This is a genomic window from Streptomyces sp. NPDC057136 (assembly GCF_042670885.1).
GTDB lineage: Bacteria > Actinomycetota > Actinomycetes > Streptomycetales > Streptomycetaceae > Streptomyces.
Map to the genome: position 1 here is coordinate 109795 of NZ_JBHUUV010000003.1, position 20425 is coordinate 130219.

Below are 20425 nucleotides of genomic sequence, written 5' to 3' on the forward strand. Positions count from 1 at the left end.
CTGTGACCGCCCGCAAGCCGTCCCGCAAGCCGTCCCGCAAAACGTCGGACCCCATCGAGGTCCCGCCCGTCCAGCAGCCGGTGACCACCGAGGTCTCCGCCCCGACCGCCTCTGCCGCACCCGCTGCACCCGCCGCACCCGCGCCGAAGGGCGCACCCGCGACCGCGGCCACCCCGGCCACCGCGCCGCCGGCCAAGCAGACCCGGGCCACACGGACCGGCGCCACGCCGCCCCGTCCCCGGCGCGGCGGTGGCAGCAAGGGCGTGCTCCCCGCCGTCGCCATGGACGGCGGGGACCGGGCCCGGCTGCTCGCCGGTGAGCACCACGCCCCGCACGACCTGCTGGGCGCGCACCTGACCCGGGGCGGGGTGGAGTTCCGTGCGCTGCGCCCCTTCGCGCGTTCGGTGACCGTGCTCGCCAAGGGGCTGCGGGCGGAACTGCACGAGGACGGCGACGGGTTCTTCGCCGGGGTCCTGCCGATGTCCACCGTCCCCGATTATCAGCTCGCGGTCGCCTACGAGGACAACGAGATCGAGGTCCACGACCCGTACCGCTTCCTTCCGGCGCTCGGTGAACTCGACCTGCATCTGATCGGCGAGGGCCGGCACGAGGAGCTGTGGACCGCTCTCGGCGCCCAGCCGATGGAGCACCAGGGCGTGACCGGCACCCGCTTCACCGTGTGGGCGCCGAACGCCCGCGGGGTGCGGGTCAGCGGTGACTTCAACTACTGGGACGGCAAGGGCCTCCCGATGCGCTCGCTCGGCTCATCGGGCGTATGGGAGCTGTTCGTCCCGGCGGTCGGCGAGGGCGCCCTGTACAAGTTCGACATCTGCCGCCCGGACGGCTCGCACACGCTGCGCGCCGACCCGATGGCCCGGCAGGCGGAGGTTCCCCCTGCCACCGCCTCGGTGGTCACGGCCTCGCACTACGAGTGGCGGGACGCGGACTGGATGGCGCACCGGGGCGACCGCCCGGTGCACGAGGCCCCGTTCTCGGCGTACGAGGTCCATCTCCCCTCCTGGCGACCGGGACTGACGTACCGCCAACTTGCAACCCAGCTCCCCGCCTATGTACGCGATCTGGGCTTCACGCATGTCGAGCTGATGCCGGTCTCCGAGCATCCCTTCGGCGGCTCCTGGGGCTACCAGGTCACCGGCTTCTACGCCCCGACCTCGCGCATGGGCGGCCCGGACGACTTCCGGCACCTCGTCGACGCCCTCCACCAGGCGGGCATCGGGGTCATCATCGACTGGGTTCCCGCGCACTTCCCGCGCGACGACTGGGCGCTCGCGGAGTTCGACGGCCGCCCGCTGTACGAGCACTCGGACCCGTCCCGGGCCGCGCACCCGGACTGGGGCACGCTGGAGTTCGACTTCGGCCGCAAGGAGGTCCGCAACTTCCTGGTCTCCAACGCCACGTACTGGTGCGAGGAGTTCCACATCGACGGCCTGCGGGTCGACGCGGTGGCCTCGATGCTCTACCTCGACTACTCACGCGAGGACGGGCAGTGGTCGCCGAACGAGCACGGCGGCCGGGAGAATCTGGATGCCGTCGCCTTCCTCCAGGAGATGAACGCGACCGTCTACCGGCGTAACCCCGGTGTCGTCACGATCGCCGAGGAGTCCACCGCCTGGGACGGCGTCACGCGCGCCACGCACCATGTCGGTCCCGGCGGCTTCGGGGGCCTGGGTTTCGGGCTGAAGTGGAACATGGGCTGGATGCACGACTCACTCGTATACGTGTCGAAGGAGCCGGTGCACCGCAAGTACCACCACAACGAGATGACCTTCTCGATGGTGTACGCGTACAGCGAGAACTATGTCCTGCCGATCTCGCACGACGAGGTGGTGCACGGGAAGCAGGCGCTGGTCAGCAAGATGCCGGGCGACTGGTGGCAGCGGCGCGCCAACCACCGCGCCTACCTCGGCTTCATGTGGGCCCACCCGGGCAAGCAACTCCTCTTCATGGGCCAGGAGTTCGCCCAGGGAGCGGAGTGGTCCGAGGGGCACGGCCCCGACTGGTGGCTGCTCGACCCCTCGTACGAGGCCTCGGGCGACCACCGCGGTGTACGCACCCTGGTGGGCGATCTGAACGCGGTGTACGGGGCGGTGCCCGCCCTCTGGCAGCGCGACACCGTGCCGGAGGGCTTCGCCTGGGTCGACGGGAACGCGTACGAGGACAACGTGTTCGCGTTCCTGCGCTACGACGCCGACGGCTCGCCGCTCCTGGCGATCTCGCACTTCTCCCCGGTGGTACGCCACGACTACCGCGTCGGCGTACCGGAGGGCTTCGAGAGCTGGGTGGAGGTCCTCAACACGGACGCGGCTCGTTACGGCGGTGGCGACGTACGCAACGAGGAGCCGCTGAAGCCGGAGGCGGTGGCCATGCACGGCAGGCAGACCAGCGTGCTCCTGACTCTGCCGCCGCTGGCCACGGTGTACTTCCGGCCTGCCTGACCGGCTGAGCCCACGCCTGGGTGCCCGCACCGCATCCGCCGGTGCGGGCACCCTTTCACGCGCCGCCCAGGGCCTCGAAGGTGCTCGCCCACGAGTCGCGGCCGTGCCCCTTCGCGATCGCCCGCTCCGAGACCGCCTTCACCGCCTCCAACTGCGCGGTGTCCAGGCCCCGCCCGCGTGCGGTGTGCAGGATGTGGTCGACGCTCGCGGTCATCATGGCGAGATTGGCGCCGGACCCGTCGTACGTACGCGCGTCGATGTCCGTGGCCGTGGACGCCACGATCGGCGGCAGGATGCCGGCGATGGTGTTCAGATACGGCGCGAGCGCCGCGGCCTCCACCCCCTCGGCACGGGCCAGCGCGAAGGCGTGCACCAGGCCACCCATGGCCCCGTAGAAGAAGTCGAGCATCGCCATGTCGTAGGCGGCGGCCAGCCCGTGGTCCTCGCCGAGGAAGGCCGCGGGCGCACCGAGCGTCTTGAGGACGGACTCGTACCGCTCGTACGCCGCCCGGGCCCCCGCGTAGAAGATCAGCGCCTCCGGCCCGCCGATGACCGGGACCGGCACCATGATCGCGCCGTCGAGGTAGTCGAGGGAGTGCGCCTCGGCCCAGGCAGCGGCTTCACGGGCCCGCTCCGGGGTGTCCGAGGTCAGATTGACCAGCACTCGCCCGGCCAGGACGTCCGCCAGCGGAGCAAGGATCTTCTGCGCGGCGTCGTAGTCGACGACACACACGACGACCAACTCGGAGGCGAGCACGGCCTCTTCGACGGACGCGGCACGGACCGCCCCACGTCCGACGAGCGCCTCGCCCTTGTCCGCGGAGCGGTTCCAGATGGTGGTGGGGAGACCTGCGTCGAGAAAGGCTCCGGCGAGAGCCTGACCCATGGCGCCGAGGCCGATGACTGTGACAGGAGTGGAAGAGGTGTTCGTAGGCGTCGTCATACGCACCATGGTCATCGCGGCAACGACTCCCGCCAAGAACCTACTTATTTGTGGGATACCCCCCGCGAGGTAAGCAACGGGCCCCACTCCGGCCCCGAGCTGCCCGACCGCTCCCCCAGGAGTACGCCCGGCGCCTCCCCGCGGCAGACGCGGCGGCCGGGTCCCGGCCGGCATTCCGACGCTGCGGTCCGGTGCGGCACTCAAGCCGGCGTGAACACGTCCTCCAGTTCCTGGAGGAGCTTGCGCTTGGGGCGGGCGCCGACCATGGACTTCAGGGGTTCGCCCCCGTGGAACACCATCAGGGTCGGCATCGAGAGCACCGCGTACCGGGACGTGATGCCCGGGTTGGCGTCCACATCGATCTGGACGACCTTGATCCGGTCGCTCTCCTCCGCCGCCACGGCGCTGAGCACCGGGGCGAGCTGGCGGCAGGGGCCGCACCAGTCGGCGGTGAATTCCACCAGGACCGGGAGGACCGCTCCCAGTACCTCCTCGTCGAAGGTCGCGTCGGTGACCTCGGCCACACCTTCTGCGTGAATCATTCGTCATCCTCCCAGTTCGCAACGTGGTTCGGGGCCGCCGGGCAGGTCGGCCGACGCCTCCAGTTCGGCGCGGGCCAGCTGCGTACCCACTTCCGCCCTGACCGTCTGCAACTGCTCGATGAGCGTGTCGAGTTCACCGAGTTTGCGGCGGTAGACGGCGAGGGAGGCGGGGCATGCGTCACCGGCCGGGTGGCCGGCGCGCAGGCATTCGACGAACGGGCGGGTCTCCTCCAGATCGAACCCGAAGTCCTGCAGAGTCCGGATCTGCTGGAGCATCCGCAGATCGTCCTCGTCGTACGTGCGGTAGCCGTTCACCGCCCGCCGTGCGTGAAGCAGCCCGCGTGACTCGTAGTAGCGCAGAGTCCGCGTGGTCGTCCCGGCCCGTTCGGCCAGCTCCCCGATTCGCATACCTCGACGGTAATCCTTGACGCGGACGTCAAGGCAAGGCCCCGGTGCGTACGCGGGCGACCGAAGTCCTGGACGCGACATGGAAGTGATCTGCCTCACAAGCTGTCACAACGATCGATCGCGCGGTGTCTTGAGGCCGAACCCCTGGATACGAAGGAGTCACCATGACTGAGAACACCCAAGTGGTCGTGATCGGCGGCGGATACGCCGGCGTCATGGCGGCCAATCGCCTGATGCGGCGCGACGACGTGACAGTGACGCTGATCAACTCGCGTCGGACCTTCGTCGAGCGGATCCGCCTGCACCAGCTGGTGGGCGGGTCGGACGACGCGGTTGTCGACTACCGAGAGGTCCTGGGCGAGGGCGTCCGGCTGGTGGTCGACACCGTCGCCCGGATCGACGCGGCCGGGCGCAGCGTGACGTTGGCGTCGGGCGGCACGGTCGGCTACGACTATCTGATCTACGCGGTGGGCAGTGGCAGCGCCGACCCGCGCGTGCCCGGAGCGGCCGAGTTCGCCTACCCGATCGGCAGTCTGGAGGAGGCGGAGCGGCTACGGCCGGTCCTCGACGCCGCGCCCGCGACGGCCGCGGTGACGGTTGTCGGAGCCGGTCCGACCGGCATCGAGACCGCCGCCGAACTGGCGGAGGCGGGCCGCGCCGTGACCCTGGTCTGCGGAGCGGTGCTCGGCCCGTACCTGCACCCTCGGGGCCGACGCTCGGTCGCCAAGCGGCTGGCCAAGCTCGGTGTGACCGTGCTCGACGGCCCCGACGCGAAGGTGACGGCTGTGACCCGCGATGCCGTGCAGCTCAGTGGTGACCGCGAGCTGGCGAGCAACGTGACCATCTGGACCGCCGGATTCGGCGTGCCGGACCTGGCCGTGCGCAGCGGGCTGAGCACCGACGCCCTGGGCCGCCTGCTCACGGACGAGACGCTGACCAGCGTGGACGACGTGCGCATCGTCGCGGCCGGTGACTCGGCGGCACCGTCGGACCTGCCGCTGCGGATGAGCTGTCAGGCCGCGATGCCTCTGGGCGCGCGGGCCGCCGACACGGTGCTCAGCCGGATCGCGGGTGAGCAGCCCTCGACCCTCAACCAGGTTTTCGCCGGCCAGTGCATCAGCCTGGGCCGACGCGCCGGCATCTTCCAGTTCGCCCACAGGTACGACGCCGCGGTGTGGTTCCACATCGACGGTCGCCCTGGCGCGAGACTCAAGGAGTTCATCTGCAAGGGGATCGTCAAGCACCTGGCCGACGAGGCGGGCAAGCCCGGTTCGTACAGCTTGCACCGCGTCTCAGGAGGTGCCAAGCGTCAGCAACTGGTGCAGGCCAGGCGCAACGAGGCACCGGCCACCGCTGAACGGGCAGCCTAGCCAGGCAACAGGTGGGTCAGGATCGGACGGCTACCAACGGAAAGGACCCTGCTGTGGATGCACCCCTGAAGGCCGTCGGCGACGCCGCCGACCCGGCGACCGAGACGTTCGTCGCCCACCGCAACCTGCTCTTCACCGTGGCGTACGAGATGCTCGGATCGGCGGCCGACGCCGAAGACGTCCTCCAGGAGACCTGGCTGCGCTGGGTCGAGGTCGACCTGGGACAGGTGCGCGACCAGCGCGCCTACCTGGTCCGGATCACGACCCGGCAGGCGCTCAACCGGCTGCGCACCATGACGCGCCGCAAGGAGGCGTACGTCGGCCCCTGGCTGCCCGAGCCGATGCTCACCGCGCCGGACGTGGCCGAGGACGTCGAGCTCGCCGAGAGTGTGTCGATGGCGATGATGCTCGTCCTCGAAACGCTGTCGCCGACCGAGCGCGCCGTCTTCGTACTGCGCGAGGCCTTCGACGTCAGCTACGACGAAATCGCTGCCACCGTCGAGAAGAGCCCCGCGGCCGTCCGCCAGATCGCGCACCGCGCCCGCCGGCACGTCGATGCCCGCCGCCCTCGCGAGGTGGTCTCCGCGAGCGCGACCCGGGCGGCCCTGGAGTCGTTCCGGCGCGCGCTGGAAACCGGGGACCTGCAGGGCCTCCTCGACGTGCTCGCCCCTCAGGTTGTCTACATGGGCGACGGCGGCGGCATCAAGCACGCTGCGCTGCGGCCGGTCAGCGGCGCCAAGAAGGTGGCCCGTCTCATGGTCGGTGGTCTCGGCAGGAACAAGCGCCCGATCACCCTCGGTCCCACCGTGGTCAACGGCAACCCGGCACTCCTCGTACACCTGGACGGCGAGGTCGACGGCATCATGGCGATCCGTGTCGAGGACGCACGCATCACCGGCCTCTACTACGTCCGCAACCCCGAGAAGCTGACCCGCGTCGAATCCGAGACCCCGCTCACCCTGCGATGAACCAGTACGGATACAGGGATCTGTGCCGCCACCTGTAACGGCGGCGCGTCGGGCACGTCGCTCCGGCAATGGGCGGTTCGGAGGCTAGCGTCGGCTGCATGGACGGTGATCGTCGAGGGTGGCGCCGGTGTGATCTCGGCGGGGCGGTGTTTGCCGTGTGCATGGCCGGCACCACCTTGCCGACCCCGCTGTACGGCCTCTACCAGGAGAAGTTCGGGTTCTCCGAGCTGATGGTCACCGTGGTGTACGCCGTGTACGCCTTCGGGGTCATCGGTGTGCTGCTGCTGGCGGGCAACGCCTCGGACGCCGTGGGCAGGAGGCCGGTGCTGCTGTGCGGCCTGGGACTCGCGGCGGCGAGCGCCGTCTGCTTCCTGTCCGCCACGGGGCTCGGCTGGCTCTATGCGGGGCGGCTGTTGTCGGGGCTGTCCGCCGGCCTGTTCACCGGGGCCGCCACGGTGTACGTGATGGAGCTGGCACCGCCCGGCGGTGCCTCCCGCGCCACGTTCGTCGCGACCGCCGCCAATATGGGCGGGCTCGGCTGCGGTCCGCTGCTCGCCGGAGTGCTCGCGCAGTACGCCCCCTGGCCGCTGTACCTGCCGTTCGCCGTACACCTCGCGCTGGTGGCCGGCTCGGCCGCCGTCCTGTGGTGGCTGCCGGAGACCGTACGCGAGCGGCAGCCGCTGAGCGCCGTGCGGCCGCAGCGCCCCGGCCTGCCCCCACAGGTGCGGGCGGTGTTCGGCCCTGCCGCGACCGCCTCGTTCGTGGGGTTCGCACTGTTCGGGGTGTTCACGTCCGTCAGCCCGGCGTTCCTCGCGCAGTCCCTGGATGTGCGCAACCACGCCGTGAGCGGCGGCGTCGTCGCGCTCGCCTTCTTCGCCTCGACCGCGGGCCAGCTGGCGGTCGGCCGGGTCGGTGCGGACCGGTCGCTGCCGCTGGGCTGCGCCGGTCTTCTCACCGGGCTCGCACTGCTCGCGGGCGCGCTGCACTGGGATCTGCTGCTGTTGGTGGTGCTGAGCGCCCTTGTCGGCGGGGCCGGGCAGGGGCTGTCATTTCGCGGGGCGCTGTCCGCGGTGGCTGAGGCATCTCCTGCGGACCGACGTGCGTCGGTGGTCTCCACGCTGTTCGTGGTGGCGTACGCGGGCATCTCGGTGCCAGTGATCGGCGTGGGGGTACTGTCCGGTCCGATCGGTCTGGAGGGGGCGGGGCTGGTCTTCATCGCCTGCATGGCCGCCCTGGTCTCGACGGCAGCTGTCTACCTGCTCCGGCATCCGGTGCGGGCCGGGACGTGAGCACCGGATCACGTGAGCATGTGCGGACGCCGCACCCGGATTACTTGCCGCCCGCTGCCCGCCTCCGGACGGCGTAGAAGATTCCGCCGCCCGCGATCAGCGCCGCCGCCGCCGCGCCCACCAGCGGGAGCGTCGAGTCGGAGCCGGTCGCCGCCAGGGCGCCGCCCGTCGTCGTCTGCGGGTCGGAGCCACCCGTGGTGGAGCCGCCACCGGACGAGGACGAGGAGGCCGAGTCCGAGCCGCCGGTCGAGGTGCCGCCGGAGGCGTCCGTACCTCCCGTGGTCGAGGTGCCCCCGGCCGAGGAGCCGCCCGTGGTGCCGGAGCCGGCGTCGATCACGATCTCGGCGGTGTCGTTGGCCGCGTTCCTGTCGAAGGGCCTGGCCGCCCCGGCGAAGGAGACCTTCCCGGCCGCGCCGTCGATGACCTTGTCGATCCGCAGCACGAAGGGGTACGTCTCGCCGCGGCCCTCGTCCACCCAGGACTGCGCGGTTCCGCAGCGGTAGTGCGTCCTGGTGACCGGGCTGCAGAAGCCGTGCGCCTTCACGACCGTCGTACCCGCCGGAATCCGGACGTCGACGGTCGCGGCGCCCTGGCCCTGCTCCAGGTAGACCCAGGCCGGGCCCTCGTTGGTGAACTTCACCTCGGCGGTGACCTTGTCGCCGGCCTTGCCCTTGAGCTGGGCGCCGGTCAGCGAGTAGTCGGCGGTGTTGACGGCCGTGACCTCGGCGCCGGCGTAGTTCTTGGCGTGATGCGTCCGGTCGGCCTCGGTCGCCGGGGCCTTCTCGACCAGCTTCAGCGGGGCGCCCGTGCCCGGCACCGGCTCCGTCTCGCCGCCGTCGGACGGCGCGGGCGCCGTGGCACCCACCGTCATGAAGACGTCGTCGTACAGCGCGTTGTCGAGCGCCTTGAGACCCAGCGGCTGCTCCGGTACGTACACGACGCCCGGCTTCAGCGGCTGCTCGACGGCGCACACCGCGACGTGCGATTCCGGGTTCTCGTCGTAGGACGACACCGTCGAGTACAGGCAGTTGGAATAGGAATCCGCCGAGGCGAGACCCGAGGTGACGGCGTACGTCACCCACACCTTCCCGACCTCCTCGGTGCCCTTGTTCAGCACCGAGAACGGCACGTCGACACCGCTGCCCGGCTGCGCACCCGTGATCGGCGCGAGCGCCCCGATCCCGAGGTCCGGCTCCGCGTCGGCCGCAACGGCGGGCACGGACCCGAGCCCGGTCAGAGCGACGGCGGCGAGTACACCGATTGCGGCGCGCGAAAGACGGCGGCCGGGAAGGGCGTGAGTCATGAAGGTTCCCTCGTTATGACGTGCGGTATGGCGTGCGGTGGAAGAGCTGCCGTCTCCGGCACCACACCTACGTGAACAGAAGACTCTTCCGGTCACCGCAGGGTTGTACGCCGCTCCGCCCCACGCCCTTCCGCCCCACGCCCTTCCGCCCCGCCCGTCAGACCTTCGCGGGCACCTCGCCGCCCTCGCGGGGCTCGGGGATCGCGCTCTCCTGCGGAACGTCGTCGGTGAGCGTCTTCTCGTCGAACGGGACCCGGCCGGCGAGGACTTCACCGACCCGCTCCTTGTCGATCTCCTTGGTCCAGGTGCCGACCAGGACCGTGGCGACCGCGTTGCCCGCGAAGTTCGTCAGGGCGCGGGCCTCGCTCATGAAACGGTCGATGCCGACGATCAGGCCGACGCCGTCGACCAGTTCGGGGCGGTGGGACTGGAGGCCGCCCGCGAGGGTGGCGAGACCGGCGCCGGTGACGCCCGCCGCCCCCTTCGACGCGATCACCATGAAGACCAGGAGCGAGATCTGCTCGCTCGCGGTCAGCGGGTCGCCCATCGCGTTGGCGATGAAGAGCGAGGACATCGTGAGGTAGATCGCGGTGCCGTCGAGGTTGAAGGAGTAGCCGGTCGGCACGGTGATGCCGACGACGGGCTTGCTGATACCCAGGTGCTCCATCTTCGCGATGAGCCGCGGCAGGGCCGACTCCGACGAGGAGGTGGACAGGATCAGCAGGAACTCGCGGCCCAGATACTTCAGCAGCGACAGCAGATTGACCCCGGCGACGAGCCGCAGGATCGTACCGAGCACCACGAAGACGAAGAGCGCACAGGTGATGTAGAAGCCGATCATGATGATCGCCAGAGACTTCAGCGCGTCGAGGCCGGTCTCGCCGACCACCGCGGCCATCGCGCCGAACGCGCCGACCGGGGCCGCCCACATGATCATGGCGAGGATGCGGAAGACGAGGCGCTGGATGTGGCCGATGCCGCGCAGGACCGGTTCGCCGGCCGCGCCCATGGCCTGGAGCGCGAAGCCCGAGAGCAGGGCGATGAGCAGGGTCTGGAGGACCTCGCCGCCGGTGAAGGCCGAGACCATGGTGGTCGGGATGATCCCGAGCAGGAAGTCGGCGGTCGTCTCGCCGCCGCCCTCCGCCTGTGCTTCACCGGCGGCGCGGGCCGCCTCGGTGATGTGGAGGCCGGAGCCGGGCTCCAGGATGTTGCCGACGACCAGGCCGAGGGCCAGGGCGACCGTCGACATCACCAGGAAGTAGCCGAGGGCGAGACCGCCGACGGCGCCGACCTTGGCGGCCTTGCGTACGGAGCCGACGCCCAGCACGATCGTGCAGAAGATGATCGGCGAGATCATCATCTTGATCAGATTCACGAAGCCGGTACCGATGGGCTTGAGCTCCACGGCCACCCCGGGGGCCACGAAGCCCACGAGAATGCCGAGAACCACGGCTCCGATCACGGCCAGGTAGAGATAATGGGTCCGGTCCCGCCTTGCGGCTGTAGCTGCCACGGGGGCCTCCTCGGCTGATGTCGCGGTCGCTCCCCCGTCCCTGGGGGCATCGGCGACTATCCATCCCCCTGTGACCCCCGTCACCCTTGCGTTCATATCGTTCACAGTCGGGTTCAAGCCACCTCCCGCGGGTGGACCGGGCCAGGCAGACTGGACGGCATGCGTCTCCCCCGTACCCGCCCCCGCAGCCTGGCCGGCCAGCTCTTCGCCATGCAGGTCGTGCTGGTGGCCGCTGTCGTCGCCGGGTGCGCGTTCTTCGCGTACGTCTCCGGGAGCGCACAGGCGAAGGAGACCGCCACCCGGCAGGTGCGGGCCGCTGCGGTGGCGGTGGCCGGTTCTCCCTCCGTACGGGAGGCGATCCGTACACCGGACCCCTCCGCCGTCCTCCAGCCGTACGCGGAACAGGTCCGCAGGGAGACCGGGATCGCCTTCGTCACGATCATGAATCCGCAGCGGGTCCGCTGGACGCACCCGGACGCCGATCAGATCGGCGAGACCTTCCTCGGGCACACCGCGCAGGCGCTGCGCGGCGAGACGTTCACGGAGACGTACACCGGCACGCTCGGCCCTTCGATACGGGTCGTGACACCGGTCCTGGACGGCGGCAGGATCACCGGGCTCGTCAGCGCGGGCATCACCGTGGACCGGGTCTCCACGCAGGTGCGCGAGCAGCTGGGCGCGCTGGGTCTCGCGGCGGGCGGGGCGCTGGCCCTCGGCGGGCTCGGTACGTACGTGATCAACGCCCGGCTGCGGCGCCACACGCACGGCATGAACGCGGGTGAGCTGAGCCGGATGCACGACTATCACGAGGCCACACTGCACGCGCTCCGCGAGGGCCTGCTGATGCTCGACGGGCGGCGGCGGATCGCGCTGATCAACGACGCGGGCCGGGAGCTGCTCGGCCTGGAGCCGGGTGCGGTCGGCCGGACCGTCGCCGAGCTGGCGCTGCCCGCCCCGCTGACCGGGGCGCTGCTCGCCTCGGAGCCACGGGTCGACGAGGTCCATCTGGCAGCGGACCGGGTGATCGTCGTCAACACCCGTCCGGTGGTGGGCGGGGAGCAGCGGGGCACCGTGGTGACGCTGCGGGACCACACCGAACTACAGGCGCTTTCAGGCGAGTTGGACTCGGAGCGCGGTTTCACGCAGGCGCTGCGTTCCCAGGCGCACGAGGCGGCGAACCGGCTGCACACCGTGGTCTCGCTGATCGAACTGGGCCGCGTCGAGGAGGCGGTGGACTTCGCCACGGCGGAACTGGAGCTGGCCCAGGTCCTCACCGACCGGGTGGTGGGCGCGGTCGCCGAACCGGTGCTGGCGGCGCTGCTGCTCGGCAAGGCGGCGCAGGCGAACGAGCGGGGCGTGGAGCTGGTGCTCGCCGACAACAGCCTGATCGACGACGGTGCGCTGCCCGCGACGCTGGCGCAGCGCGATCTGGTGACCATCCTCGGCAATCTGATCGACAACGCGGTCGACGCGGCCTCGGAGGCGGCGACCGGCGGCCCCGGCGTGGTGGGCGCGGAGCCCGGCGCCGTGGCCATCCCCTCCCCGCGCACCGGCTCGCGGGCCCGGGTCACGGTGACGGCGCTCGCCGGTGACGGTGAACTGCTGCTGCGGGTCGCGGACACCGGGGCGGGCATCGGCCCCGACGACGCCGACGAGGTCTTCCGGCGCGGCTGGTCGACGCACGGCGCCGGCCGCGGGCTCGGCCTCGCCCTCGTACGGCAGGCCGCGCACCGCAACGGCGGGACGGTCACGCTGGACCGCGGCACGGAAGGCGGCGCCGAGTTCACGGTGCGGCTGCCGCTGCGGTCGCGTACGGGCAAGGAGGTCACGGCATGATCCGGGTACTGGTCGTCGAGGACGACCCGGTGGCCGCGGACGCCCATCAGCTGTACGTGGGCCGGGTGCCGGGCTTCGAGGTGGCGGCCGTGGCGCACTCGCGGGCGGAGGCGGTGCGGGCGCTGGACCGTACTCCGGTGGATCTGCTGCTCCTGGACCTGTATCTGCCGGACGGGCACGGCCTTCAGCTGCTGCGCTCGCTGCGGGCCGCCGGTCACGCGGCCGATGTCATCGCCGTGACGTCGGCGCGTGATCTCGCGGTGGTGCGGGAAGGGGTGTCGCTCGGTGTCGTCCAGTACGTGCTGAAGCCGTTCACGTACCCGACCCTCCGGGACCGGCTGGTGCGGTACGCGGAGTTCCGTGCGGCAGCCGGTGAGGCGAGCGGCCAGGAGGAGGTGGACCGGGCCCTCGGCGCGCTGCGGGTCACGCATCCGTCCGCGCTCCCCAAGGGGCTGAGCGGTCCGACGCTGGAGGCGGTGACCCAGGCCCTGCGGGCCGCCGGGGAAGGACTGACTGCGGCGGCGGCCGGTGAGGCGCTGGGTATCTCGCGGATCACGGCCCGCCGCTATCTGGAACATCTGGTGACGACGGGCCGGGCGGCGCGCAGGCCGCATTACGGGCAGGTCGGGCGCCCGGAGCTGCACTACCGCTGGGTCCCGGAAGGCCACTGAACGCACCGGCACGACCCGGTTCGTCCTAGTAGCTTCCTACGAAGGGTGATCTGGGCGGAACCGACCGTAGCCAGGGGGGCCATGGGCTCTTACGGTGGGGCCGTGCACCACACTCCGCCCTTCAACGCCCCCGCCGCGCGCCGACTTCGCGAGGCACTGGGGATGGCGCCCGGTCATGTCGCGTACGGTCTCGCCGCTCAGTACGGCCTCCGGCTTCCGCCGGAGACGGTGATCGCCTGGGAGCGCGGTACGGCGACGCCGACCGAGCGCGAGCTGACGGCCCTCGCCGGTGTGCTGTGGTGCGCGCCGGGCGAGCTGCTCTCCGCCGCCTCCACCTTGCGGGAGCACCGGCTGACCCTGGGCCTCTCGATCGACGAGCTGGCCGGGCGGACGGGGCTCACCGGCGCCGCGTACCAGCGGATGGAAGAGGCGGGCCGCTGGCGCGGCAACGAACGGCAGTCCACGGCGCTGTGCGAGGTGCTGGAGCTGTCGGCCGCGCAGTTCATGACCGCGAGCGGCCGGAACGAGGAGCTGTCCGAGCTGCTGAACAGCGCGGTGACGACGCGCTGGCAGGCGTACGTGCGCCCGGTGGCCAAGCTCGTACCGCTGGACCGGGGCCTGATCCAGAACGTACTGGAGCAGTTGCACGCCGACTACCAGTCGCTGATGGTGTCGACCCTGAGCTGGGGCGGCGCCGACACGCAGCGCCCGGCGACGACGGGCGACGCGGGCCGCGCCTTCCTGGCCCGGATCGTCGAGCACTTCTGGCGCACGGCGGGCGTCTAGCGCCTTTCGTTTGGATCATGCCGGGCCCGAATCCGGGTCAGAAGACCGACTCGGCCTCGTACATCCGGTCCGCAGGCACCGTCTTCAGCCGGGTGACCGCGTCCGCGAGCGGGACCATGGCGATCTCGTTGCCCCGCAGCGCCGTCATCCTGCCGAACTCGCCGCGGTGGGTTGCCTCCACCGCGTGCCAGCCGAAGCGGGTCGCGAGCACCCGGTCGTACGCGGTCGGTGTCCCACCGCGCTGCACATGTCCGAGGATGACCGGCCGGGCCTCCTTGCCGAGCCGGCGCTCCAGCTCGATGGCGAGGCGGTTGCCGATACCGGCGAAGCGCTCGTGCCCGAACTGGTCGATCTCGCCCTTCGCGTACGGCATGGAGCCTTCGGCCGGGTGCGCGCCCTCCGCGACACAGATCACCGCGAACTTCTTGCCGCGCGCGAAGCGTTCCTCGACCATCTTGACCAGGTCGTCGACCTGGAACGGCCGCTCGGGCAGACAGATCCCGTGCGCACCGCCCGCCATTCCGGACTCCAGCGCGATCCAGCCCGCGTGCCGGCCCATCACCTCGACGACCATCACCCGCTGATGCGATTCGGCGGTCGTCTTGAGGCGGTCTATGGCTTCCGTGGCAACACCTACGGCGGTGTCGAAGCCGAAGGTCCGGTCGGTGGCGGAGATGTCGTTGTCGATGGTCTTGGGCACACCGACGACAGGCATTCCGGCGTCCGACAGCATCCGGGCGGCAGTCAGGGTGCCCTCGCCGCCGATCGGGATGAGCGCGTCGATGCCGTAACGGCGGGTGAGCTCGTCGCAGTTCTCGGCGGCTTCGCGCAGTCGGTCGCGCTCCAGGCGGGCCGAGCCGAGGATGGTGCCGCCGCGGGCCAGGATGCCGCTCACCGCGTTGAGATCGAGCGGCCGGAAGTGGCCGTCGAGCAGCCCCTTGAACCCGTCCTCGAAGCCGATGACTTCATCGCCGTGACCCACCACGGCACGGTGCACGACCGACCGGATCACTGCGTTCAGGCCAGGGCAGTCGCCGCCTGCGGTGAGAATTCCGATGCGCATCGTGCTGGGTCTCCTGCTCGCTAGTGCCGTGCATTCGGGGGGCTCCTCGAAGAGACCCCCGTACCGTGAGCCACCGCGATCCTCCCACGCCGGGTCCGGCCCCCGCGCTTTCGGCTGCTCCAGCGGAAGAACCGGGCCGGGCGGGCGAAGGACACGGGACCGGCCGGCCGGTGGCCCGAGGACCGCCGGGAGACCGCCGGGAGACCCCCGGAACGGGCCCCGGAACGGCCTCCGGACAGGCCTGCTCCGGCGGGCGCCCACGCCACCCCCGCAGGTATCGTCAAGAGCAATGCAAGCCAATGACACCCCTATCGGGATATCAGCTATCGGGATACCAGCACCCCCACCGGACGAGTCGGCCGATCAGGACGGGAGAGCACGCGTGGCGCGCAGCGTGTACGTGACGGGAATCGACCGGGGGGACGGCCGCCAGGTCGTCGACCTGGGAGTCATGGAGCTACTGACGCGTCAGGTGGACCGGGTCGGAGTCTTCCGGCCGCTGGTGCACGACAGCCCCGACCGGCTGTTCGAGCTGCTGCGGGCCCGCTACCGGCTCAGCCAGAGTCCCACGAGCGTCTACGGCCTGGACTATCACGAGGCAGCCGCGGTCCAGGCGGAGATGGGCACCGACGAACTGGTCTCCCTGCTCGTCGAGCGCTTCCACCAGGTGGCCCGCGAGTACGAAGTGGTGCTGGTCCTCGGCTCCGACTTCGCCGCCACGCAGCTCCCGGACGAGCTGGCGCTCAATGCCCGGCTGGCCAACGAGTTCGGCGCCTCGGTGATCGCGGTGGTCGGCGGCAAGGGCCAGACCGCCGAGTCCGTACGGGCCGAGACGCGCAATGCCTACCGTGCCTACGCGGGCCTCGGCTGCGACGTCCTCGCGATGGTCGTGAACCGGGTGGCGCCCGAGGATCGCGAGAAGATCGCCGAGCGGCTCGCGGCCCGGCTGCCCGTCCCCTGCTCTGTCCTCCCCGACGACCCGGCGCTCTCCGCGCCCACCGTCGCCCAGATCACCGCGGCGCTCGACGGCACCGTGCTGCTCGGCGACGACGCGGGTCTGTCCCGGGACGCCCTGGACTTCGTCTTCGGCGGCGCGATGCTGCCGAACGTGCTGAACGCGCTGACCCCGGGCTGCATGGTGGTCACCCCCGGGGACCGCGCGGATCTGGTGATCGGAGCACTAGCGGCGCACAGCGCGGGTACACCGCCCATCGCGGGGCTGCTGCTGACGCTGGACGAGCGGCCGGGCGAGGAGATCCTGCGGCTCGCCGCACGGCTCGCGCCGGGCACCCCGGTCGTCGCGGTGACCGGCGGTTCCTTCCCCACCGCGGCGGAGCTCTTCACGCTTGAGGGCAAGCTGAACGCGGCGACGCCACGCAAGGCGGAGACCGCGCTCGGCCTCTTCGAGCGCCATGTGGACACCGCCGACCTGCTCGACCGGATCTCCGTGGCCCGCAGCGGCCGGGTCACCCCGATGATGTTCGAGCACGACCTGCTGGAGCAGGCCCGCGCCAAGCGCCGCCGGGTCGTCCTGCCCGAGGGCACCGAGGAGCGGGTGCTGCGCGCCGCCGATGTGCTGGTGCGGCGCGACGTCTGCGAACTGACGCTCCTCGGCGACGTCGACGTGATCCGCAAGAAGACCGCGGACCTCGGCATCGATCTCGCCGGGGCCCAGCTGATCGACCCGCAGACCTCCGAACTGCGTCAGCCCTTCGCGGAGCGGTACGCGCAACTGCGGGCGCACCGCGGGGTGACGGTGGAGCTCGCGTACGACGTCGTGTCCGACGTGAACTACTTCGGCACGCTGATGGTCCAGGAGGGCCTGGCCGACGGCATGGTCTCCGGGTCGGTGCACTCCACCGCGGCGACGATCCGCCCGGCCTTCGAGATCATCAAGACGAAGCCGGACGCGTCGATCGTCTCGTCCGTCTTTTTCATGTGTCTCGCCGACAAGGTCCTGGTGTACGGGGACTGCGCGGTCAACCCGGACCCGAATGCGGAGCAGCTCGCGGACATCGCCGTGCAGTCGGCCGTCACCGCCGCCCGGTTCGGGGTGGAACCCCGTATCGCGATGCTGTCGTACTCGACGGGCACCTCGGGAACGGGTGCGGACGTCGACAAGGTGCGGGAGGCGACGGAGCGGGTACGCGCGGCACGGCCGGATCTGCGGATCGAGGGCCCGATCCAGTACGACGCGGCGGTCGAGCCGTCCGTAGCGGCGACGAAGCTGCCCGGTTCGGACGTGGCGGGACAGGCGACGGTGCTGATCTTCCCGGACCTCAACACCGGCAACAACACCTACAAGGCCGTGCAGCGCTCGGCGGGCGCGGTGGCCGTCGGCCCGGTGCTCCAGGGGCTCCGCAAGCCGGTCAACGACCTGTCCCGCGGCGCGCTCGTCCAGGACATCGTCAACACCGTGGCCATCACCGCGATCCAGGCACAGGGCGAGGAGCAGACCGGATGACCACCCCGACAAGCGAAGGTACGACCACCGTGGCAGCCGTACGCCCCCACCGCGTCCTCGTGCTCAACTCCGGCTCCTCGTCGGTGAAGTACCAGCTCCTCGACATGATTGACCACTCCCGGCTCGCGACCGGTCTGGTCGAGCGGATCGGCGAGGAGACCTCCCGGCTCACGCACACCCTCCAGCCCGGCGGCGGCGCGGAGCCGCGGATACGCACGGGCCGGATCGCCGACCACGACGAGGCCCTGAAGGCGGCGGCCGAGGAGCTGGCCGCCGACGGATTCGGCCTGGACTCGCCCGAACTGGCGGCGATCGGTCACCGGGTGGTGCACGGCGGGCTGCGGTTCACCGAGCCCACCGTGATCACGGAAGAGGTGCTGGAGGAGATCGAGCGGCTCGTCCCGGTGGCCCCGCTCCACAACCCGGCGAACATCACCGGCATCCGTACGGCGCGTGCGCTGCGCCCGGACCTGCCGCAGGTCGCGGTCTTCGACACGGCGTTCCACACGACGATGCCGGAGAGCGCGGCGCGGTACGCGATCGACATCGAGACGGCCGACGCCCACCGCATCCGCCGCTACGGCTTCCACGGCACCTCGCACGCGTACGTCTCCCGGAAGACCGCGGAGCTGCTGGGGCGCCCGCTGGAGGACATCAATGTGATCGTCCTGCATCTGGGCAACGGCGCTTCGGCGTCCGCGGTGGCGGGCGGCCGGTGCGTGGACACCTCGATGGGACTGACCCCCTTGGAGGGGCTGGTCATGGGTACGCGTTCCGGAGACATCGATCCGGCCGTCACCTTCCACCTGAAGCGGGTGGCGGGGATGTCCACGGACGAGATCGATGTCCTGCTGAACAAGAAGAGCGGTCTCGTCGGGCTCTGCGGCGACAACGACATGCGGGAGATCCGCCGCCGGGTCGACGCGGGCGACGAGCGGGCCGCGCTCGCGTTCGACATCTACATCCACCGGCTGAAGAAGTACATCGGCGCCTATTCGGCGGTCCTCGGGCGGGTGGACGCGGTGGTGTTCACGGCGGGTGTCGGGGAGAACTCGGCTCCGGTGCGGGAGGCTGCCATCGCCGGTCTGGCGGAACTCGGGCCGGCGGTGGACCGGGACCTCAACGCCGTGCGCTCCCGCGAACCCCGGCTGATCTCGCCGGATTACGCGCGAGTGGCGGTCGCCGTAGTGCCGACGGACGAGGAACTGGAGATCGCCGACCAGACTTTCGCGCTCGTCGGACAGGTCGACAACTGAGCACCCCCGCGCCCCTTTGTATCTTCCACCAGACGGAATATTCCGCAGCGAAACAAACCGATAGGATCCGCCTCATGCGCCGTTCCAAAATCGTCTGCACCCTCGGTCCCGCCGTCGACTCCCATGAGCAGCTCGTCGCTCTGATCGAGGCCGGCATGAGCGTGGCCCGTTTCAATTTCAGTCACGGCACCCATGAGGAGCACCAGGGCCGATACGACCGGGTCCGCAAGGCCGCCACCGAGACCGGCCGCGCGGTCGGCGTACTCGCCGACCTCCAGGGCCCGAAGATCCGTCTGGCGAAGTTCGCCGAGGGCCCCGTCGAGCTGGTCCGCGGGGACGAGTTCACCATCACCTCCGAGGATGTCGCGGGCGACAAGTCGATCTGCGGCACGACCTACAAGGGTCTGCCCGGCGACGTCGCCAAGGGCGACCCGATCCTGATCAACGACGGCAACGTCGAGCTCAAGGTCGTCGCGGTCGAGGGCCCCCGGGTCCGGACAATCGTCATCGAGGGCGGTGTCATCTCCGACCACAAGGGCATCAACCTGCCCGGCGCGGCCGTGAACGTACCGGCCCTGTCCGAGAAGGACGTCGACGACCTTCGGTTCGCCCTCCGGATGGGCTGCGACCTGGTGGCCCTGTCCTTCGTACGGGACGCCGAGGACGTGAAGGACGTCCACAAGGTGATGGACGAGGAGGGCCGCCGGGTACCCGTCATCGCCAAGGTGGAGAAGCCGCAGGCCGTCGAGCACATGGAGGGCGTCGTCGCCGCCTTCGACGGTGTGATGGTGGCCCGTGGCGACCTGGCCGTCGAGTACCCGCTCGAAAAGGTCCCGATGGTGCAGAAGCGCCTCATCGAGCTGTGCCGCCGCAACGCCAAGCCGGTGATCGTGGCGACCCAGATGATGGAGTCGATGATCACCAACTCGCGCCCGACGCGCGCCGAGGCCTCCGACGTCGCCAACGCGATCCTGGACGGGGCCGACGCGGTCATGCTGTCCGCCGAGTCCAGCGTGGGCGCGTACCCGATCGAGACGGTCAAGACGATGTCGAAGATCGTTGTCGCCGCCGAGGAGGAGCTCCTCTCCAAGGGCCTCCAGCCGCTGGTCCCGGGCAAGAAGCCCCGTACGCAGGGCGGTTCGGTCGCCCGCGCGGCCTGCGAGATCGCGGACTTCCTGGACGGCAAGGCGCTGGTCGCCTTCACCAAGTCCGGTGACACGGCCCGCCGGCTGTCCCGCTACCGCGTCGCGCAGCCGATCCTCGCCTTCACCACCGAGGAGGCCACCCGCAACCAGCTCGCACTGAGCTGGGGCGTCGAGTCCTACGTCGTCCCGCACGTGAACAACACGGACGCCATGGTCGACCTCGTGGACGCGGAGCTGCTGAAGCTGAACCGCTACAACGGCGGCGACACGATGGTCATCACGGCCGGCTCGCCCCCCGGCGTCCCCGGCACCACCAACATGGTCCGGGTCCACCACCTGGGCGGCGTAGAGCGCGACTGACGCGCCCGCACCCGGCACAGCTGCGGCCCGCACCACCTTCGGCACACGCCGG

The 20425-nt window shown here is 70.8% G+C and carries 16 protein-coding genes; 10 read left to right on the plus strand and 6 right to left on the minus strand.

From position 1 onward, the window contains the following. The first annotated feature begins 2 nt into the window (after positions 1 to 2). Positions 3 to 2456 carry a 1,4-alpha-glucan branching enzyme gene (glgB, locus tag ACFT7S_RS04925; protein WP_382727029.1) on the plus strand — a complete coding sequence of 818 codons (2454 nt, stop codon included), beginning with the start codon at positions 3 to 5 and terminating at the stop codon, positions 2454 to 2456. Positions 2457 to 2511: 55 nt separating this feature from the next. On the opposite strand, the gene ACFT7S_RS04930 is transcribed toward glgB, so the two are convergent. The 3 genes from ACFT7S_RS04930 to ACFT7S_RS04940 form a co-directional block, all read right to left on the minus strand. Continuing rightward, entirely contained in the window at positions 2512 to 3414 is a 903-nt protein-coding gene (locus ACFT7S_RS04930) for an NAD(P)-dependent oxidoreductase (RefSeq protein ID WP_382727032.1), read from the minus strand. A gap of 185 nt (positions 3415 to 3599) precedes the next feature. Next, positions 3600 to 3941 (minus strand): thioredoxin, encoded by a 342-nt coding sequence (gene trxA / locus ACFT7S_RS04935; protein WP_382727033.1) that lies wholly within the window; start codon positions 3939 to 3941, stop codon positions 3600 to 3602. 3 nt (positions 3942 to 3944) lie between these two features. After that, on the minus strand, positions 3945 to 4349 hold the full coding sequence (locus ACFT7S_RS04940) for a MerR family transcriptional regulator (protein WP_382727036.1): 405 nt from the start codon (positions 4347 to 4349) through the stop codon (positions 3945 to 3947). Positions 4350 to 4513: 164 nt separating this feature from the next. Between ACFT7S_RS04940 and ACFT7S_RS04945 the strand changes: the two genes are divergently transcribed. The 3 genes from ACFT7S_RS04945 (at position 4514) to ACFT7S_RS04955 (ending at position 7976) form a co-directional block, all read left to right on the plus strand. Further along, positions 4514 to 5719 carry an NAD(P)/FAD-dependent oxidoreductase gene (locus tag ACFT7S_RS04945; RefSeq protein WP_382727039.1) on the plus strand — a complete coding sequence of 402 codons (1206 nt, stop codon included), beginning with the start codon at positions 4514 to 4516 and terminating at the stop codon, positions 5717 to 5719. A gap of 53 nt (positions 5720 to 5772) precedes the next feature. After that, complete coding sequence (locus tag ACFT7S_RS04950) at positions 5773 to 6687, plus strand: RNA polymerase sigma-70 factor (RefSeq protein WP_382727042.1); 915 nt, start codon at positions 5773 to 5775, stop codon at positions 6685 to 6687. A gap of 98 nt (positions 6688 to 6785) precedes the next feature. Next, positions 6786 to 7976: an MFS transporter gene (locus ACFT7S_RS04955; protein WP_382727044.1), complete on the plus strand. Its 1191-nt coding sequence runs from the start codon at positions 6786 to 6788 to the stop codon at positions 7974 to 7976. A 40-nt stretch (positions 7977 to 8016) separates the two neighbouring features. On the opposite strand, the gene ACFT7S_RS04960 is transcribed toward ACFT7S_RS04955, so the two are convergent. Together ACFT7S_RS04960 and ACFT7S_RS04965 are read right to left on the minus strand one after the other, a co-directional pair. Beyond that, positions 8017 to 9279, minus strand: a complete 1263-nt coding sequence (locus ACFT7S_RS04960) for an LPXTG cell wall anchor domain-containing protein (RefSeq protein ID WP_382727047.1) — start codon at positions 9277 to 9279, stop codon at positions 8017 to 8019. Positions 9280 to 9436: 157 nt separating this feature from the next. Continuing rightward, entirely contained in the window at positions 9437 to 10792 is a 1356-nt protein-coding gene (locus ACFT7S_RS04965) for a cation:dicarboxylate symporter family transporter (RefSeq protein ID WP_382727050.1), read from the minus strand. 159 nt (positions 10793 to 10951) lie between these two features. Here ACFT7S_RS04965 and ACFT7S_RS04970 point away from each other — a divergent pair, with 159 nt between their 5' ends. From ACFT7S_RS04970 to ACFT7S_RS04980, 3 genes are all read left to right on the plus strand, one after another. Continuing rightward, entirely contained in the window at positions 10952 to 12628 is a 1677-nt protein-coding gene (locus tag ACFT7S_RS04970; RefSeq protein ID WP_382727052.1) for an ATP-binding protein, read from the plus strand. Further along, complete coding sequence (locus ACFT7S_RS04975; RefSeq protein WP_382727055.1) at positions 12625 to 13299, plus strand: response regulator; 675 nt, start codon at positions 12625 to 12627, stop codon at positions 13297 to 13299. Before ACFT7S_RS04970 ends, ACFT7S_RS04975 begins: the two co-directional genes overlap by 4 nt. An 81-nt stretch (positions 13300 to 13380) precedes the next feature. Beyond that, entirely contained in the window at positions 13381 to 14085 is a 705-nt protein-coding gene (locus ACFT7S_RS04980; protein ID WP_382727058.1) for a helix-turn-helix domain-containing protein, read from the plus strand. A gap of 37 nt (positions 14086 to 14122) precedes the next feature. Here ACFT7S_RS04980 and ACFT7S_RS04985 read toward each other — a convergent pair whose 3' ends face one another. Then, on the minus strand, positions 14123 to 15148 hold the full coding sequence (locus ACFT7S_RS04985) for an ATP-dependent 6-phosphofructokinase (protein WP_382727060.1): 1026 nt from the start codon (positions 15146 to 15148) through the stop codon (positions 14123 to 14125). A 382-nt stretch (positions 15149 to 15530) separates the two neighbouring features. Here ACFT7S_RS04985 and pta point away from each other — a divergent pair, with 382 nt between their 5' ends. From pta to pyk, 3 genes are all read left to right on the plus strand, one after another. Further along, positions 15531 to 17612 (plus strand): phosphate acetyltransferase, encoded by a 2082-nt coding sequence (pta, locus tag ACFT7S_RS04990; protein ID WP_382727063.1) that lies wholly within the window; start codon positions 15531 to 15533, stop codon positions 17610 to 17612. Continuing rightward, entirely contained in the window at positions 17609 to 18868 is a 1260-nt protein-coding gene (locus ACFT7S_RS04995; RefSeq protein WP_382727065.1) for an acetate kinase, read from the plus strand. The genes pta and ACFT7S_RS04995 overlap by 4 nt, the downstream gene beginning before the upstream one ends. A 74-nt stretch (positions 18869 to 18942) precedes the next feature. Further along, positions 18943 to 20373 (plus strand): pyruvate kinase, encoded by a 1431-nt coding sequence (pyk, locus tag ACFT7S_RS05000; protein WP_382727068.1) that lies wholly within the window; start codon positions 18943 to 18945, stop codon positions 20371 to 20373. Positions 20374 to 20425 lie beyond the last annotated feature (52 nt).

Bases quoted from the DNA above. Each gene is read 5' to 3' on its own strand.
- ACFT7S_RS04930 (WP_382727032.1), bottom strand. From the start codon at position 3,414: ATGACCATGGTGCGTATGACGACGCCTACGAACACCTCTTCCACTCCT.
- trxA (WP_382727033.1), bottom strand. From the start codon at position 3,941: ATGATTCACGCAGAAGGTGTGGCCGAGGTCACCGACGCGACCTTCGAC.
- ACFT7S_RS04940 (WP_382727036.1), bottom strand. From the start codon at position 4,349: ATGCGAATCGGGGAGCTGGCCGAACGGGCCGGGACGACCACGCGGACT.
- ACFT7S_RS04945 (WP_382727039.1), top strand. From the start codon at position 4,514: ATGACTGAGAACACCCAAGTGGTCGTGATCGGCGGCGGATACGCCGGC.
- ACFT7S_RS04955 (WP_382727044.1), top strand. From the start codon at position 6,786: ATGGACGGTGATCGTCGAGGGTGGCGCCGGTGTGATCTCGGCGGGGCG.
- ACFT7S_RS04960 (WP_382727047.1), bottom strand. From the start codon at position 9,279: ATGACTCACGCCCTTCCCGGCCGCCGTCTTTCGCGCGCCGCAATCGGT.
- ACFT7S_RS04970 (WP_382727052.1), top strand. From the start codon at position 10,952: ATGCGTCTCCCCCGTACCCGCCCCCGCAGCCTGGCCGGCCAGCTCTTC.
- ACFT7S_RS04975 (WP_382727055.1), top strand. From the start codon at position 12,625: ATGATCCGGGTACTGGTCGTCGAGGACGACCCGGTGGCCGCGGACGCC.
- ACFT7S_RS04980 (WP_382727058.1), top strand. From the start codon at position 13,381: ATGGGCTCTTACGGTGGGGCCGTGCACCACACTCCGCCCTTCAACGCC.
- ACFT7S_RS04985 (WP_382727060.1), bottom strand. From the start codon at position 15,148: ATGCGCATCGGAATTCTCACCGCAGGCGGCGACTGCCCTGGCCTGAAC.
- ACFT7S_RS04995 (WP_382727065.1), top strand. From the start codon at position 17,609: ATGACCACCCCGACAAGCGAAGGTACGACCACCGTGGCAGCCGTACGC.
- pyk (WP_382727068.1), top strand. From the start codon at position 18,943: ATGCGCCGTTCCAAAATCGTCTGCACCCTCGGTCCCGCCGTCGACTCC.